The sequence below is a fragment of the Mesorhizobium sp. B2-4-7 genome (assembly GCF_006442685.1).
GTDB lineage: Bacteria > Pseudomonadota > Alphaproteobacteria > Rhizobiales > Rhizobiaceae > Mesorhizobium.
Genome location: NZ_VFVH01000011.1, coordinates 196619 through 212745 on the forward strand (window position 1 = coordinate 196619; position 16127 = coordinate 212745).

General features: G+C 63.3%; 12 protein-coding genes and 3 pseudogenes. 11 read left to right on the plus strand and 4 right to left on the minus strand.

The window, feature by feature from the left end; all coding sequences use genetic code 11:
- Nucleotides 1–2: 2 nt before the first annotated feature.
- From FJ946_RS25555 to FJ946_RS25570, 4 genes are all read left to right on the plus strand, one after another.
- The gene (locus FJ946_RS25555) at nt 3–1184 is read left to right on the plus strand and encodes an aldose 1-epimerase family protein (protein WP_140499885.1); all 1182 of its coding nucleotides are present in this window, start codon (nt 3–5) and stop codon (nt 1182–1184) included.
- 85 nt (nt 1185–1269) lie between these two features.
- Nucleotides 1270–2352 carry a fatty acid desaturase family protein gene (locus FJ946_RS25560; RefSeq protein ID WP_140500160.1) on the plus strand — a complete coding sequence of 361 codons (1083 nt, stop codon included), beginning with the start codon at nt 1270–1272 and terminating at the stop codon, nt 2350–2352.
- Nucleotides 2353–2380: 28 nt separating this feature from the next.
- Nucleotides 2381–2692, plus strand: coding sequence for a MocE family 2Fe-2S type ferredoxin (locus FJ946_RS25565; protein ID WP_140515869.1), 312 nt, complete (start codon nt 2381–2383; stop codon nt 2690–2692).
- Nucleotides 2693–2741: 49 nt separating this feature from the next.
- The gene (locus tag FJ946_RS25570; RefSeq protein ID WP_140557936.1) at nt 2742–3542 is read left to right on the plus strand and encodes a 3-methyl-2-oxobutanoate hydroxymethyltransferase; all 801 of its coding nucleotides are present in this window, start codon (nt 2742–2744) and stop codon (nt 3540–3542) included.
- Here FJ946_RS25570 and FJ946_RS25575 read toward each other — a convergent pair.
- Nucleotides 3507–3938: pseudogene (locus FJ946_RS25575) on the minus strand (aromatic amino acid lyase); the annotation flags it as partial. The gene FJ946_RS25570 and the pseudogene FJ946_RS25575 sit on opposite strands and share 36 nt — an antisense overlap.
- Nucleotides 3937–4596 (minus strand): annotated as a pseudogene (locus FJ946_RS25580) (ornithine cyclodeaminase family protein); the annotation flags it as partial. The pseudogenes FJ946_RS25575 and FJ946_RS25580, both read right to left, overlap by 2 nt.
- Before the next feature lie 84 nt (nt 4597–4680).
- On the opposite strand from FJ946_RS25580, the gene FJ946_RS25585 reads away from it, so the two are divergent.
- The 7 genes and pseudogenes from FJ946_RS25585 to FJ946_RS25615 all read left to right on the plus strand — a co-directional run bounded on the left by FJ946_RS25585 (nt 4681) and on the right by FJ946_RS25615 (nt 14106).
- On the plus strand, nt 4681–6114 hold the full coding sequence (locus tag FJ946_RS25585) for a DHA2 family efflux MFS transporter permease subunit (RefSeq protein ID WP_140499879.1): 1434 nt from the start codon (nt 4681–4683) through the stop codon (nt 6112–6114).
- Between the two features lie 271 nt (nt 6115–6385).
- Nucleotides 6386–7372 (plus strand): ABC transporter permease, encoded by a 987-nt coding sequence (locus FJ946_RS25590; RefSeq protein ID WP_140499878.1) that lies wholly within the window; start codon nt 6386–6388, stop codon nt 7370–7372.
- 118 nt (nt 7373–7490) lie between these two features.
- Nucleotides 7491–8516, plus strand: a complete 1026-nt coding sequence (locus FJ946_RS25595) for a sugar ABC transporter substrate-binding protein (RefSeq protein ID WP_140567564.1) — start codon at nt 7491–7493, stop codon at nt 8514–8516.
- Nucleotides 8517–8776: 260 nt separating this feature from the next.
- Nucleotides 8777–10898 (plus strand): annotated as a pseudogene (locus FJ946_RS25600) (SMP-30/gluconolactonase/LRE family protein).
- Nucleotides 10895–11944 (plus strand): hypothetical protein, encoded by a 1050-nt coding sequence (locus tag FJ946_RS25605; protein ID WP_140567561.1) that lies wholly within the window; start codon nt 10895–10897, stop codon nt 11942–11944. The pseudogene FJ946_RS25600 and the gene FJ946_RS25605 overlap by 4 nt, the downstream one beginning before the upstream one ends.
- A complete protein-coding gene (locus FJ946_RS25610; protein WP_140567554.1) occupies nt 11944–13440 on the plus strand; it encodes a sugar ABC transporter ATP-binding protein in 1497 nt (498 codons plus the stop codon). Before FJ946_RS25605 ends, FJ946_RS25610 begins: the two co-directional genes overlap by 1 nt.
- A gap of 258 nt (nt 13441–13698) precedes the next feature.
- Nucleotides 13699–14106, plus strand: coding sequence for a carboxymuconolactone decarboxylase family protein (locus tag FJ946_RS25615; protein WP_140499869.1), 408 nt, complete (start codon nt 13699–13701; stop codon nt 14104–14106).
- 11 nt (nt 14107–14117) lie between these two features.
- On the opposite strand, the gene FJ946_RS25620 is transcribed toward FJ946_RS25615, so the two are convergent.
- Both FJ946_RS25620 and FJ946_RS25625 read right to left on the minus strand, forming a co-directional pair.
- Nucleotides 14118–15005: an amidohydrolase gene (locus FJ946_RS25620; protein WP_181167664.1), complete on the minus strand. Its 888-nt coding sequence runs from the start codon at nt 15003–15005 to the stop codon at nt 14118–14120.
- On the minus strand, nt 15005–16081 hold the full coding sequence (locus FJ946_RS25625; protein WP_181167685.1) for a VWA domain-containing protein: 1077 nt from the start codon (nt 16079–16081) through the stop codon (nt 15005–15007). Before FJ946_RS25625 ends, FJ946_RS25620 begins: the two co-directional genes overlap by 1 nt.
- Nucleotides 16082–16127 lie beyond the last annotated feature (46 nt).

Sequence of the window (16127 nt, forward strand, 5' to 3'; positions counted from 1 at the left end):
GCATGGTAGAGCTTTACGGCAAGACGCTCTCGCGCCGGCAGGTCTCGGAACGCTCCGGCATGCTGTCGCAGTTCGCCGGCGTGCGGCTGATGACGCTCGGCGACGGGGTGGAGCGCGGTGTCCGCATGCTGGAGTTCCGCACCGGCTCCGGCCTGCGCTTCACCGCACTCGTCGACCGCGCGCTCGACATCGCCGATTGCGACTTCAAGGGCCAGGCGATCGGCTGGCACTCGCCGGGCGGTTTTCGCAACCCCGGTCTTCACGACTATGAGGGGGAAGGGGGGCTGGCCTGGGCGCGCTCCTTTTCCGGTTTGCTGGTCACCTGCGGCCTCGACCATATACTGGGTCGGGAAGAGGTGCCGGCCGAGAACTACAACTATCCCGGCAAGAAGACCGTGATCCATTCGCTGCATGGCCGTGTCGGCACCATCCCGGCGCGGCTGACCGGCTACGGTGAGGCGTGGGACGGCGACCGCTGCGTGCTGTGGGCCGAAGGCATCGTCCAGCAATCGGCGGTATTCGGCGAGGATCTGCATCTGATCCGGCGGATCGAGGCGGATGTCGGCGGCAACGAGATCCGGCTGTCCGACCGCGTCGTGAACCATGGCTTCAATCGCACGCCGCATATGTATTTCTACCATGTGAATGTCAGTCATCCCCTGCTTGACGAGGGCTCACGCTACCTCGCGCCAATCCGCGACGTGGTGTGGGCCGGCCATGCCGGCGAGCGCTATGAGGCGCAGAAGGTCGGCTACCGCACCGTGCCGGAACCGCGAATGGGGTTCAGCGAACAGGTCTGGCAGCATGAAATGGACGCCGATGGAAAGGGCGAGGTACCAGTGGCGGTGGTCAACGACCGGCTCGGCCTCGGCTTCGAAATGGTGACGCGGAAAGACCAGCTGCCTTGCGCCTATCAATGGCAGAATTTCCAGGCCGGACACTATGCGCTGGGCATCGAGCCATCGACGCATCATGTGCTCGGCGATCTCGCCGCGCGCGAACGCGGCGAGATGATCTGGCTGGAGCATGACGAAGGCCGCGCCTACGATGCCGTGTTCCGGGTCCTGGACGGCAGGGAAGCGATCGCCGGCGCCGAAGCCAGGATTGCGGCGATCGCCCGCCAGCCCGAACAGGATTATCCTCGGCCTTCCGGCAATTTCCGGAGACTGGCGGGCCCGGCATGAGCGCGACATGTATTCAAAGCAAGCCCTCCGGCCGGCGGACCGGATTGCGAGCGGTGCGAGAAGTTTGGAGGCCCGTGTGAAGACGATGGCAAAAAAGCGGGATTACAGCCTGGTCGGTGAAAGCACCAGAGCCGCGATCGAGACCGGCCTGGCCTCCGCCGAATGGTACCACACCGATGTCCCCCGCAAGGTGATGAAGGAGCTGATGCAGCGTTCCGACGGGCCGGCGATCCGCGACACCATCATCTGGATTGTTGCGATCCTGGCCTCGGCCGCCGGCATCATATGGTTCTGGGGCTCATGGTGGGTGGTGCCGTTCCTATTCATCTACGGCGTGCTCTACGGCTCGTCTAGCGACTCGCGCTGGCACGAATGCGGCCATGGCACGGCCTTCCGCACGCGCTGGATGAACGATGTCGTGTACCACATCGCCTCCTTCATGCTGATGCGCAATCCAGTGCAGTGGCGCTGGAGCCATGCCCGCCACCACACCGACACCATCATCGTCGGCCGCGATGCCGAGATCGCCGTCATGCGGCCGCCGGACCTGTTGAAGGCGGCGCTGGCCTTCACCGGCATCCTCGATTTCCGCTACTCGCTGCCGACGCTCGTGCGCCAGGCGTTCGGCAAGCTGTCCGACGAGGAAAAGAGCTATGTTCCGGAAATGGAATGGGCAAAGGCCGTGACGGCCGCGCGGTGGCATGTTGCCGTGTACATTGCGACGATCGCTGTCGCGGTCGTCCTCAGGTCATGGATACCGGTGGTGCTGATTGGGTTGCCGCGCCTCTACGGCACCTGGCACATGGTGACCACCGGCCTGCTGCAGCATATCGGGCTGGCCGACAATGTCGTCGACCACCGGCTCAACACGCGCACCGTCTACATGAACCCGATCAGCCGGTTCATCTACTGGAACATGAACTATCATGTGGAGCACCACATGTTCCCGATGGTGCCCTATCATGCGCTGCCCAGGCTGCATGAGCTGATCAAGCACGACCTGCCCGTGCCGAACCCGTCGATGTGGCATGCCTATCGCGAGGTCTGGCCGGTCCTGCTCAGGCAGCTGAAATACGAGGACTACTACCTCAAGCGCGAGCTGCCGCCGACGGCCAGGCCCTATCGCGGCGAATTCCATGAGTTCGACATGTCGGCGGCGGCTGAATAAGGATCGCGAATGCTTGCGGGAGACAGAGATGGTCGATTGGATTGAAGCGTGTGCGGTGGACGATGTCGAGGAAGAGGATGTCATCCGCTTCGACCACGGTGGCCGAACCTTCGCGATCTATCGCTCCCCGGACAATGAATTCTTCGCCACCGACGGTTTCTGCACGCATGAGAAGGCACATCTCGCCGACGGGCTGGTGATGGACGACATCATCGAATGTCCCAAGCACAATGGCCGCTTCAACTATAAGACCGGCCAGGCCAAGGGCGCGCCGGTCTGCGTCAATCTTGCGACCTATCCGGTGAAGATCGAAGCTGGCAAGGTGATGATCGAGATCTGAAGCGCGGCACACCGATCCGGCACCGCGGCAAGCAAAAGAGGAACGTTTAATGAGCCGAAAGAGACCGACCGTCGCCGACCTGCGCGCCATGAAAGGCAAGCGTCAGCTGACCATGCTGCGCGTGCTGACCCTGGACGAAGCGGAAGCTGCCGAGCGGGCAGGGGTCGATATCGTCTCCGTGCCGCCGGAACTCGTGCTCAACCCGCAATACCGCGATGCGGCACCGAGCCTGTTCACCATGCCGGGAGACAATTTCTACGAAATCGGCACATCGGATGATTTCCTGCGTTGGGCTTTCCGGCTCTACAAGGCCGGCGCCGACGCGGTCTATTGCAGCGCGGGCTACGCCACCATCAAGCGCATGGCGGACGATGCCATCCCCGTCATCGGCCATGTCGGCCTCATTCCATCCCGCGCGACGTGGACCGGCGGCTTCAAGGCGGTAGGCAAGACCGCCGGCGCCGCCATGCAGGTGTTCGAAGCGGTGAAACAGCTCGAGGCCGCCGGCGCCATCGGCGCCGAAATCGAAGTGGTGCCGGTCGAGGTCGCCAAGGCGATCTCCGAGCGTACCTCGCTGATCATGCTGTCGATGGGCGCGGGCACCGGTTGCGACGCGCAATATCTGTTCGCCGAAGATATCCTCGGGCAGAATCGGGGCCACATGCCACGACACTCCAAGGTCTATCGCAACTTCGCCGCTGAATATGATCGGTTGCAGGCGGAGCGGGTGGCTGCATTCTCCGAATATGTCGCCGACGTCAACAGCGGCGTCTATCCCGAGGACAGGCATGTGGTGCACATGGACCCGGCCGAGCTACGCCTGTTCCTGGACAAGGTCGGTCGGGGCTAAGGTCGGCTGCCATCTGTCGCTGGCAAGCGCTGTATGCAGCGCTTCGGCTTCGATGCCGAGCGGCCGATCCTCCTTCAGCGCCGGCACCAGCGCGCGTATCGCCGTATGGATAGCGGCTATGCGCGGCGCCAGCGTCTGCCCGTCGCGCAGGTCGACGGCCTGGGCGGCCGCCATCAGTTCGAAGGCGATCAACCGGCGCCACAGTGCGATCATGGCGGCGCATTTCGAAACGGCCAGAGGCGTTTGCGTGGCATGGTCCTCGAGGTCCTAGGAGACGGGCAGGAAATCGAGCATCACCGGATTGGCCTTGTGGCGGATGGCGGCCAGGATCGATGTTACCGCCTTCTGCAGCGGCACGAAGCCGGCCGATGCGCCGCCGACCGGCGACAGGTATTTCGACCGCGCTCATCGTGCCGTAGGGCAGGACCAGCGCGCCACGCTTGATCCACTCGGTCTTCAGCAGCGGCTGCGGTTCCGGCAGCCGCGAGGCCTCGACGACGATGTCGGCGCCCTCGACGCAACTTTGCCAATCGGCCACCGCCTTGACCGGCTTGCCGAGATCGGTGGAGAGCCTGGCGGCAAAGCCGTCGCGGCTTTCCGGCCGGCGCGAATGGACACGGATCTCGTCGAAGTCGAAGAGGTGGTCGAGCAGCCGCACGTTCCAGTAGGCCGTGCCGCGCGCGCCGATATGGGCAAGCACCTTCGAATTCCTGCGCGCCAGATGCCTGGCGCCGATCGCGGTGACGGCGCCGGTGCGCATGTCGGTGATAACGGTGGCGTCTAGGATGGCGCGCGGCGCGCCGGTGCGCGGATCGAACAGATTGAGGATGCCGAATTCGGAGGGCAGGCCGTGCAGGTAGTTATCGACATAGTCGCCAACGATCTTCACGCCCGCCGCATCGAGCGGCGCCACGTAGCCGCGCAAGACATTGAAATGGCCGTGGAAAGAGGGATCAGGCTCTAGATGAACGCGCGGCTCGATCACCGTCTGGCCGTTGCCTTGTGCCACCAGGCCGGTCTTCATGCGTGCGCGTTCCTCGGCCGCCCCGTTCATCCATAACAGGCCGCGCCGCGACACGAAAGTTTGTTGGCCCTTGCCTGGACGTCGCCGGCCAAATGCTGTTCAAAGCGGTCCGTCATGACTGCCATCCCCGAGACTGAAGTTTTAGCCGACCCAGCCAGCAGTTCGCGGCGTGTGGCGCTGATCGTCGCCATTGCCTTCTTCATGCAGCTCTTGGATTCGACGATCATCTCGACGTCGCTGCCGCAGATGGGCGCCTCCTTCGGCGTGCCGGCGGTGGCGATGAGCATCGGCATCACCATCTATATGCTGACCATGGCGGTGTTCGTGCCGCTGTCGGGCTGGCTCGCCGACCGGTTCGGCGCGCGCAACATCTTCCTGATGGCGATCGCACTGTTCACGCTGGCTTCGCTCGCCTGCGGCTTCTCCGAGAATCTCACCGAGTTCGTCGCGGCGCGCGCCGCGCAAGGGCTGGGCAGCGCATTGATGACGCCGGTCGGCCGCATCCTGGTGCTGCGCAACGCGTCAAAATCGGAACTGCTCAACGCAACCGCGCTCATCACCTGGCCGGCGCTGTTCGCGCCTGTCGTTGGTCCGGTGCTTGGCGGTTTCATCACCACCTATCTCTCCTGGCACTGGAATTTCTTCATCAACATCCCGCTTGGGCTGATCGGGCTGGCGCTGGTCGCCCGCTTCATCCCCGGTGACCGTGAAGCCGATCCCAAGCCACTCGACTGGCCGGGTTTCTTCCTGACATCGGCGGGACTTGCTTGCCTTCTCTGCGGCCTCGAGCGTATCGCGCATCCCGACGACGGCGTGCTGCCGACGGTGCTGCTGGTCGCGGCAGGGATCGTCATCGGCTGGTTGGCGGTGCGGCATCTCCGGCGCGCGCCCCATCCGCTGCTCGACCTGTCCTCGTTCAAGGTGCTGACCTTCGCCATCTCGACGCTTGCGGCCGGCACCATATTCCGCGTCGCGATCAACGCCACGCCGTTCCTGCTGCCGCTTTTGTTCCAGGTCGGCTTTGGCATGAGTCCGGTCGATGCCGGCATGATGATCCTGGCCTATTTCCTCGGCAATCTCGGGATGAAGACGGTGACGACGCCGATGCTGCGCCACTTCGGCTTTCGTTCGGTGATGGTCGTCAACGGCGTCATTGCGTCCGCATCGATCATGGCCTGCGCGGCGATCTCGCCGCAGACGCCGCAGGCGCTCGTGGTGGGGCTGATGCTGATCGCCGGCCTGTCGCGTTCCATGCAGTTCACGGCGCTGAACACGCTGGCCTTCGCCGATGTCGCCGCGGCGCAGCGCAGCTCGGCGGCGACGCTGTCCTCGATGCTGCAGCAGGTGGCAATGCTGTTCGGTGTGGCGATAGCTGCGGCGATCCTCAACCTGTCGCAGATCACCAGGGCCCAGCCGGCGCTGGACCTCGTCGATTTTCGAGTCACCTTTCTGGTGATCGGCGTTATCGGGCTGGTGGCGTCGTTCCGTTTCCTGGTGTTGCCGAGGACCGCCGGCGCCGAGGTTTCCGGCCACATGGCCGGGAACTGAAATCGAATTTTCCCATCCACCGCAGGGTTAAATTCCATCTTCGCCTTGCGCCTTGGTGTCGTGCTTGCGCAAGACGCAGGGATGGCGCAAACAATTGCCAAAAGTGCTGAAGTTTCCGGGCATTGCGCCAGCATCAGCAATCAATGCGTCCACATCGCGAGTCTCGTCGGCAGTCCGTGTTTTGAACGCGGATTCATTTGACGAACCGACGTTGAGCCGATTAGCTTTCTTCCCAGGGGCGGCAGCGCTGCCGCCGGGGTGAAGACAGACAATGAACGCGATCGGTCGGCCGAGTTTCAAGAGCCTGAACCAGGAAGGTATTGTCTTTGCCATAGCGGTGATGCTGTTCATTGCCGCGGCCATAGGCCTGCCGGGCTTCATCGCTCCGAACAATCTCGTTGCCATCGTTCGTTCGGTCTCGGTACTGGGCATATTGGCATTGGGCATGGCGGTCGTCATCATTGGCCGTGGCATCGACCTCTCGGCGGTGGCGATCATGGCGATGTCGGTCGCCTGGTATCTGCAATTGATGAATTCAGGAACGCCTGACGGGCTCGCCTTCGCCTATGTGCTGGCCGGCGTGCTCGCCATCGGCCTGCTCAACGGCTTTCTCGTCGCTTACGCCGACGTGCCGGCGATCTTCGTGACGCTTGCCACCGGCTCCTTCGTCTTCGGCTATGTGCGCTCGCAACTGATCACGCAGGATGCGGTTCCGGTGCCGCAGGGCCATTGGGTGGAACTGCTTGGCGGCCTGCGCTTCCTCGACATTCCCATCGAGGTGTTCGTCTTCGCTGCACTGGCTTTCCTGTTCTTCCTGTTCCTGCGCTACACCAAATGGGGCCGCTACATCTATTTCGCCGGCGATAATCCGGTCGCCGCGCGCAACATCGGTATTCCAGTGCGGCCGATGCTGGTGCTGCGCTATGTGCTTTCCGCCTTCGTGGCGCTGATCGCCGGCCTGCTGACAGCGGCCAGCCTGCATTCGATCAACACCCGCGTCGTCAACTCGACGCTGCTCTACGACATCGTGCTGGTGGCGGTGATCGGGGGCATCGGGCTTTCGGGCGGACGAGGCGGGGTGCGAAACGTGCTGGTCGGAGCGGCGCTGATCGGCATCCTGCTCAATGCGATGACCATCATCGACATTCCGCTGCTCTACCAAAACCTGATCAAGGCGGCGATCCTGCTCGGTGCCATCATCGTCGACGGCATCATCAATCCGCGTGACGAACAGACGGCGCAGCAGGGCGACATCTAGAGCATGATCCCGAAAAGTGGGAACTTTTCGGAAAAGATCATGCTCAAACAGGAAGACTAAACCAAAGCGGACGGTTGGGGCCGGCCGTAAATAACAACGACCAACCAGAGGATGTGACATGAAACTGATCAAAACATTGATGGCCGCCGCGGCGGCGCTTGCGGTCACCGCGTTCGTGGCGCCGAGCTTCGCTGCCGACGATCCGGGCCCCGCTGCCTATGCGCAGGCACTCAAGAGCAAACGCGTCATGCTGGTGCCGCTGGCGATGGGCTTCGACCTGGCGCAGGGCTGGGCGCACTATCTGAAGACCGAAGTCGAGGCCTGGGGCGGCACGTTCGAGACGCGCGATCCGAACTGGGTCGTCGATGCCGGCGCGCAGGCGATCACCGATGCCATCTCCTCCGACACCAGGCCTGACGTGCTGATCATCCACGCGCCCGACCTCAATTCCTACTCCAAGCTGATGAAGAAGGCGCAGGCAGCCGGCACCTACGTGATCCTGGTCGACAATCCCGCCAATTTCCCGGCCGATGCCTTTGTCGGCAGCGATTGGGACCGGCTCGGCCAACTCGAGGCGGAAGCCGCGATCAAGGGCTGCGGCGAGAACTCGTCCAAAAAGATCGGCCTTGTGCAGGGCGATCAAGCGAACTCCTCCAGCCTTTATCAGTACGCCGGCATCATGAAGGTACTGGAAAAGCATCCCGAGTTTCAGGTCGTGGCCAAGCCCGACTCCAACTGGGATGCGACCACCTCGCGCAATGTCACGACGACGATGCTGCAGCAGAACCCCGACATCTGCTCGATCATCGACTTCTGGGATGGTGATGCTACTGGCGCGTCGGCCGCGATCCGTGATGCCAAGCTCGAGGGCAAGGTTTTCCTGGTCACCACCGGAGGCGGCGAAAAGGCGGCCGACTGCGACAAGCTGCAGGACGGCACTTATGGCGCGGTTGTCATGACCGACCTTGCCCGGCAGTCGGGGGACATGAACGCCATCATAAAGTTCCTGCTGCAGAGCGGCCAGCCGGCCGGCACGTCGCACACCTACATCTACACGCTGGAGAAGGCGACGACCAAGGCCGACCTCAAGCCCGACAGCTGCTGGGACCTGAAGGCGCTGCAAGCGGAAGCTGCGGCGAAGTAGGTCGCGAGTTTACGCCTGATATCAACATGGCGGCCGGGTTGTACGTGGACAATCTCCAACCTCGGCGCTGCCCCTCACCTTACCCTCTCTTCGTGAAAACGGGGAGAGGGGGGTGTCGACGCTGGAGCCTATCCCTTCTCCCCGTTCTTCACGGGGAGAAGGTGCCGGCAGGCGGATGAGGGGCAGCGGCGAAGTTGAGAATTGCTCCGGAGCGATTACCCGGCCACCTTTTTCTCTTCTCTCGCAATAGCAGTGACCTGATGTCCTTTCGCGAACGCCTCCAGGCCTGGCGCTACAATCTCGTGCCCGACCATCTGGTCGGCGAGATACTGACCAAGCGCTGGACCGACAATGCCATTCCCTTCCTGGCACTGGTGGCAACACTCGGCGTGTTCGGTTCGATCATTCCGGGCTTCTTCAAACTGACCTCGCTGCAGGAATCGACCCGCCAGCTCGGTGAATTCTCGATGGTCGTCACCGGCATGACGGTGGTGATGCTTGGCGGCGGCATCGACCTGTCGGTCGGCTCGATCTTTGCGCTGTCCTGCTTTTCGGCCGTCTATGTCTTCTTCATCCTCGAACAGTCGATCTGGCTGGCGCTGGCCGCTTCGCTTGCCGCCGGCCTCGTCTTCGGCGCCGTCAACGGCTATCTCGTCGGATACCTCAGGCTGCGCGCCTTCCTCACCACGCTGGTGACCTTCATTTTCGGGCGGGCGCTGTTCGACATCCTGGTCACCACCTATGCCGCCGATGTGCAGCTGTCCCAAGCCACCTCCGATGTGCTCGACTTCATCGGCGACGGCACCTTCTGGGGCCTGTCGGTCTCGGTGTGGTTGGCCATTATCCTCGCCATCGTCACTCATATCGCGCTGACGCGCTCGCGGCCCGGCTGGCATGTGCTGGCGGTTGGCGGCTCCCGGCGCTCTGCCCACAATGCCGGCATCCGTGTGCGCCGCACCGTGTTCATGACTTATGTCTTCTCAGGCTTCTGCGCCTCGATCGGCGGCTTCCTCATAGCTTGCCGGCTGAGCGGAGCAGGGCCGGGCACCGGCCTCAACCTCGAGATCATGGCGCTGACCGCGGCGGTGGTCGGCGGTGTCAGCCTCGGAGGCGGGCGCGGCTCGGTGATCAAGGGGCTGATGGGCGCCATCATCGTTTTGACCATGACCAACGGCCTGATCAGGCTGGGCTACGGCACCGGCACCAACCAGATGGTGCTGGGCATCATGCTGGCGGTGGCGGTGACGATCGACATCCGCTGGCTGAAGAACCGCCACAAGGTGCTGAACGAGGTCTATGTCGCGCCGGTCTATCTCAGGATGGGCGAGACGCAGTCGGCGGCGCCCGGCTCCGGCACATCCTACGAACTCGACGACAGGCTGTCGGGCGCCGACCATATCGGGCTCGGCGAACTGGAAGGACCGGAAGATGTCATTCTCGACCGTGACGACCACCTCTATTGCGGCACGCGCCATGGCGAGATCGTCCGCTTCTTCGCGCCGGGCTATGTGAAGTCGGAAGTGTTCGCTCATATCGGCGGCTTTCCGCTCGGCCTTGCCTTCGACAAATCAGGCAATCTGATCAGTTGTGTCGGCGCCATGGGGCTCTATTCCGTCTCGCCCGATCGTGAGGTCAAACGCCTGTGCCGAAACGTCGCGCTCCTGGACATCGGTCGTCGACGACGCACGGCTGCGCGATCCCAACGACTGCGACATAGCACCGGACGGCCGCATCTATTTCACCGACTCGACCAAGCGCTATGACGCGCATGACTGGGCGCTGGATTCGATCGAGAACCGCGCCACCGGCCGTCTTCTGGTCTATGACCCGAAGGACGGATCGACCAGGACGCTGCTCGACGGCTACCGCTACACCAACGGCGTGTGCATGGCGCATGACGGCAAGTCGCTGTTCTTCGCCGAGAGCTGGGCCTGCCGCGTGCATCGCTACTGGCTGGAAGGGCCGAAGGCCGGCACCGCCGAATGCGTCATCCGGGACATGCCGGGCTACCCCGACAACATCAACCGCGCTTCCGACGGCAATTACTGGATGGCGTGGCTCGGCATGCGCACCCCGAGTTTTGATCTCTCGCTGCGCCACCCCGACATGCGCAAGCGCATGACACGCCGGCTGCCGCAGGACGAATGGCTGTTCCCCAACATCAACACCGGCGGCGTGGTGAAATTCACGGAGAAGGGCGACATCGTCGAGGCGTTGGGCGACCTTACCGGCAGCGCGCATCCGATGGTCACCTCGATGCGCGAGCACAAGGGATATCTCTTCGTCGGCGGCATCCTCAACAACCGCATCGGCCGCTACAAGATTGCTGGCGCCGACCCGAATTGGACCAGCCCGGCTTCCTATTGGGGAGCAAAGCGATGATCCTCGATCCCATCCTGGATTTATTTCGCGGCAAGGCGGTGACGATCCCGCCGCTGGATGGCGCTTTCCGACCCAACACGCAGCTTGACGATGCGCCGGCGTTTGCCGAACTGACCGAGCCGGACAATCTGCTGATCTCTGGCGACAAGCTGCTCGCTTCCAGCGGCAACGCCGTCTATTCGATTGCCGCCGGTACCGCGCCCAAGTTGGTCGAGACCTTTGCGTCCACCGTTACCGCGCTGGCGTTCTCGCCATCGGGTGAGCTGACGGTCGGATTGGAAAGCGGCAGGCTCCTGGTCGGCGGTAGGGATGTTTCGCTACCGGCTGGTGTCAGCTGCATCACCGCGCTCGCCTATCCCGGTGACGGCGCTCTGTGGCTGGCCAATGGTTCGGCCGAATTCGCACCATCACAATGGGCGGCCGACCTGATGAAGAAAGGCACGTCCGGATCGCTTTGGAAGCAGGATGCGGCAGGCGGGACCTTCCGCAAGGTGGCCGGCGCCATCGCCTTTCCCTATGGGCTCCATCCCATCGGCAGGGATGTGCTGGTGAGCGAGAGCTGGCGCCATCAGCTCATCCGCTTCGAGGCGGCAAGCGGCAGCCGCTCAACGGTGTTGACCCATCTGCCCGGCTATCCCGCGCGGCTGTCGCCGGCAGCCGATGGCGGCGCCTGGCTGACCCTGTTTGCGCCGCGCAACCGGCTGATCGAATTCGTGCTGCAGGAGACGCATTACCGTCAGGACATGATCGAGCAGGTGCCGCCGGCCTATTGGATCGCACCGGCTCTGGCCTCAAGCCGCAGCTTCCTCGAACCGCTGCAATGCGGCGGCATCCGCACGATGGGCATCCACAAGCCCTGGTCGCCGAGCCGCTCCTACGGTCTGGTGGTCAGGCTCGACCAGAACATGCAGCCTCGGTTCAGCCTGCACAGCCGCGCCAACGGCATACGTCACGGCATTTGCAGCGTGGTTGAAAAAGATGGCGAACTGTTCGTCGCCTCGAAGGGCGGCGACTGCGTGTTGGCTGTCGATGCCGGGGGGTTTTGATGGAACCAATCGTGCGCCTGGAGAATGTCACCAAAAATTATCGCGGCGTGCCCGCGGTCAAGAATGTCAGCTTCGAATTGCGCAAGGGCGAGATCCACGCGCTGCTCGGCGAAAACGGCGCCGGCAAGTCGACGCTGACCAAGATCATCGCCGGAGTGGTCGACGCCAGTTCGGGCAAGATGTTCCACAAGGGACGCGAGATCGCTTACGCCTCGCCGCATGCGGCGCTCGAGGCGGGCATCGCAATGGTGTTCCAGGAGACCAGCCTGGTGCCGTCGATGACGGTGGCGCAGAACCTCTATCTCGGCACCGAGAAATTCCTCAACCGGCTGCGCGGCACCTACATTTCGGCGCAGCAGTTCCTGCAGTCGCTGAATTTTCCGGTCGACCCGAACGCCATGGTGGCGACGCTTGGCGCGGCCAAGCGCCAGATGGTCGAGATCGCGCGCGCCGTGCACCACAATGCCGAGATCATTATCTTCGACGAGCCGACCGCGACGTTGACGCCGGAGGAGAAGCGGCACTTCTTCGCGCTGATTCGGCGGCTCAAGGCGCGCGGCGTCTCCATCGTCTTCATCAGCCATGCGTTGGAGGAGGCGCTGCTGATTGCCGACCGCATCACCATCCTGCGCGATGGCGAGTTGGTCATCACCGACGACACGTCGGCCTTCGATCGCGACCGGATCGTTGCCGCCATGGTCGGGCGCACGCTATCGGGGCAGATCTATCGCCAGCGCGACGAGGCCAAGCTGCGCAAGGCGGGCAAGAAAGTGCTGTCGGTGCAGGATATCTCAATGAGCAATGTCGTGCGCAACAATTCGTTCTCGATCTTCGAAGGCCAGATCACCGGCGTCTTCGGGCTGATCGGCTCCGGCCGCACCGAGACGTTCAAGATCGTGTCCGGCATTTACAAACGCGATTTCCTGCGCGGCGGGGCGATCGAGCTGGACGACAGGCCGGTGCGCTATCTCGTGCCGAGCGAAGCGGTGGCCGACGGCATCGTCTACGTCACGGAGGACCGCAAGAGCGAAGGTATTTTCGAGACGATGGGCATTGCCGAGAACCTGTTCGGCGGGCTGCTGGCGGCCGGCCGCGAAAAAGGCTGGGTGATCAATCAGCAGGAGATGCGCGCGCTCTCCGCCGAATGGACCAAGACGCTGAACATCAGGGCGATCAACGACAATGCGCGCGTGGTCGAGCTTTCCGGCGGCAACCAGCAGAAGGTGGTGATCGGCAAGGGGCTGGTGCAGAAGCCGCGCGTCGTCATCTTCGACGAGCCGACGCGCGGCGTCGATGTCGGCGCCATCGCCGAGATCCACCAGATCATCAACCGGCTGGCCGACCAGGGTCTGGCCGTCGTCGTCATCTCGTCCTACCTGCCGGAGATCATGAACCTGTCCGACCGGATCCTGGTCTGCCGCCAGGGCCGTATCGTCGAGGAGTTTTCGCCGGCCGAGGCGACGGAGGAGAAGATTATGTATGCGGCGGTGCATTAGAGAGTGTGTCGGTATTCAGGTGAGGCCGGCCTGCAAACGCCGACTTCCTGCGCTTCCGGCGCTCACGTACTTCAAGTACGCTCCGCTCCGGTTCTCGGAACCCGTCGTTTTCGACTCGGCCTGACCTGAATCTCGACACACCCTCGCGGTGCTGTTTGCGTCGCAAAAGGCGAATAGGCGAATGAAGTGAATGGATTGGCGGCGGCTGTTCAGCGTCCGATTCAAACGTTCGGCATTGAAAAAACGAAAGGAAACACCATGGCCACCACCAGACTCCTGAGCGATGCCGAGGTGGAGAAAATCCCGGCCTTAAAGGCGGTGTTCGACGACATCCGCGCGACGCGCAAATCCGATTTCGTCAATAATTTCTGGCGCGGGCTGGCCAATGATCCTGCGGCGCTGAAGCGTATCTGGGAACAGCTCAAGGCGGTGATGGTTGCAGACAGTGCGATCGATCCGTTGACCAAGGAGATGATCTACATCGCGGTGTCGACCGCCAATGGCTGCTCCTATTGCGTCCATTCGCACACCGCGGCGGCGCGCGCCAAGGGCATGACAGACGCACAGCATGGCGAACTGGTGTCGATCATCGGGTTGGCGGGACAGACCAACCATCTGGTGACGGCAATGCAGATCCCGGTCGATCCACAGTTCGAGGTGAAGTGAGGAAAGACGCGCTACACCGGCCTGTAAACCTTCTCCGCCGCGTTCCAGAAAATGTCGGCTTCCGCCGCCGTGCCATGCTTCTCCACCGCATCGCGGTGCGCCTTGATCAGTTCGGCGTGGCCGGTCCAGAGCTTCTCGATCGGGAAGTTCGAGCCGAACATCAGATGGTCGCTGCCAAGAATATCGATCGCATTGTCGATGATGTAGGCGATCAGCGCCGGGTCGTTGCGGTGAACGAAGGTGCCGAGGCCAGACAGCTTGGCGTAGAGATTGGGCGCCGCCGACAGTGTGCGCAGGCCGGCCTTCCAGGCTTCGGTGGTTTCCGGTTCCATGCCGGTCAGCATGCCGGCGTGGGTCAGGATGAAATTCGTCTCCGGGTTTTCGCCGACCAGCGTCAGCCCGTCCTTCATCTGGGCGGGGAAGAGCTGCAGGTCGAAGGACAGGCCGTAATCCTTCAGCCGCGCGACGTTGGCGCGGACCTTGGGGTCGATCACCTGGTCGGCCGAGGCGGCGAAGCGGAAGGCCGGGATCTCGTGCCAGTGCAGTTGCATGCGCACGCCGCGCAGCAGCCTGTATTTCATCAACCGGTCGATCTGCGGCCTGACATCGTCCACCGTCATGTCGGCATAGCCGACGATGGCGTGCGGCCAGCCGGTCTCGTCAGCGGTCTTCTGCAGGAAGGCGACCTCCTTCTCGAAATCCTCCTTGGCCCAATTGGTCTGGACATAGACGGCTTTTTCGACGCCCGAACCTTTTTGGTCGGCCAAAAATTCATCGATCGGATAGTCGCGGCGGATCGGTTCGTAAGGGCCGAAGATGCGCGGCACCATCGGGCCGACCAGCCATGGTTGGTCCTTCTGGCGCCAGATGTGGAAATGCGCGTCGATGGCTTTCTGCATCACGATACCCTTTTCCAGATGGTCGCGGCCGCCGGGGCGGGGCGTGCGAGCGACAGGATGAAATCGGTGAGGCCGGCCAGCGACGAGCCGTCGACCAGATCGTCGAGGTCGGGCAGGATGGCGCGCAGCGCCGCTGTCGCCGGCTGGAAGCGCGGATCGCCGGCCAGCGGGGTCGCCAGCGACAGCCGGAAGGCGCGGGCGCTAAGCCTGCGCATGGCAATCTCCAGTTCGGCATGGTCGCCGCGCTCCAGCGCGTCGGAGAGAATGACGACCGCGGCGCCGCGCGTGAACGACGAAAAGCGCGGCACCGAGAGGAATGCCAGCAGGGTCGGTCCCATGCGGGTGCCGCCATCCCAATCGTCGACCTGGGCCGCCGCGCGCGCCAGCGCCTGATCGCGGTCGCGGATACGCAATGCCGAGGTGATGCGGGTGAGCCGCGTGCCGAAGGTAAAGATCTCGGCGCGGTCCGCGCCCTGGACGGCGGCATGCGCCAGCTTGAGATAGTCGGCGGTGTGCAGCTTCATCGAGCCGGAGACATCGATCAAGAGCAGCAGTTTGCGCGGCACGGTCTGGCGGCGGCGCAGCAGCGGCGAGGGGACATCGCCATCTGCGCCGACGATTTCCCTGAGCGAGCGGCGCAGGTCGAGCTTGCCGCGCGAATGGGTACGCACGGTGCGGAAGGAACATCGGGCGGGCAGGGCCGATGACAGCTTTCGGCGAAACGCGGTCAGACTGTCGTCGTCGCGCTGGAAGTCGCGCGAGCTCAACTGCTCCAGGGCGGAAGACAACTCGCCGCCTTCCTGTTTCTGCTCGGCCTCGATCCGTTCGTCGTCGGCACCGCCATCATCCTTGATGCGCGTTTCCTCGTCTGCATCGCCTTCGATCACAGCTGACGCGTTGCCATAGAAATGGCTCTGGAAATGCGCTTCGAATTCGTCGCGGCGGTCAGGCGACGGCGCTAGTGTGGCCAGGGCCGCCTCACGGATGTCCGCCATCGAGCGCGGCCCCAGCAGGGTCACGGCCTGCATGAAACGGGAGACTTGTTCCGGGGCAATAGCGAAGCCGTAGCGGCGCAGCAGGCGAGCGAAGCTGAGCAAGGGCGTTGCGGCGCGGGGGAGATGT

Excerpts from the sequence above, each read along its gene's own strand:
- FJ946_RS25555 (WP_140499885.1), top strand. The coding sequence starts at position 3 with ATGGTAGAGCTTTACGGCAAGACGCTCTCGCGCCGGCAGGTCTCGGAA.
- FJ946_RS25560 (WP_140500160.1), top strand. The coding sequence starts at position 1,270 with ATGGCAAAAAAGCGGGATTACAGCCTGGTCGGTGAAAGCACCAGAGCC.
- FJ946_RS25565 (WP_140515869.1), top strand. The coding sequence starts at position 2,381 with ATGGTCGATTGGATTGAAGCGTGTGCGGTGGACGATGTCGAGGAAGAG.
- FJ946_RS25570 (WP_140557936.1), top strand. The coding sequence starts at position 2,742 with ATGAGCCGAAAGAGACCGACCGTCGCCGACCTGCGCGCCATGAAAGGC.
- FJ946_RS25585 (WP_140499879.1), top strand. The coding sequence starts at position 4,681 with ATGACTGCCATCCCCGAGACTGAAGTTTTAGCCGACCCAGCCAGCAGT.
- FJ946_RS25590 (WP_140499878.1), top strand. The coding sequence starts at position 6,386 with ATGAACGCGATCGGTCGGCCGAGTTTCAAGAGCCTGAACCAGGAAGGT.
- FJ946_RS25595 (WP_140567564.1), top strand. The coding sequence starts at position 7,491 with ATGAAACTGATCAAAACATTGATGGCCGCCGCGGCGGCGCTTGCGGTC.
- FJ946_RS25605 (WP_140567561.1), top strand. The coding sequence starts at position 10,895 with ATGATCCTCGATCCCATCCTGGATTTATTTCGCGGCAAGGCGGTGACG.
- FJ946_RS25610 (WP_140567554.1), top strand. The coding sequence starts at position 11,944 with ATGGAACCAATCGTGCGCCTGGAGAATGTCACCAAAAATTATCGCGGC.
- FJ946_RS25615 (WP_140499869.1), top strand. The coding sequence starts at position 13,699 with ATGGCCACCACCAGACTCCTGAGCGATGCCGAGGTGGAGAAAATCCCG.
- FJ946_RS25620 (WP_181167664.1), bottom strand. The coding sequence starts at position 15,005 with ATGCAGAAAGCCATCGACGCGCATTTCCACATCTGGCGCCAGAAGGAC.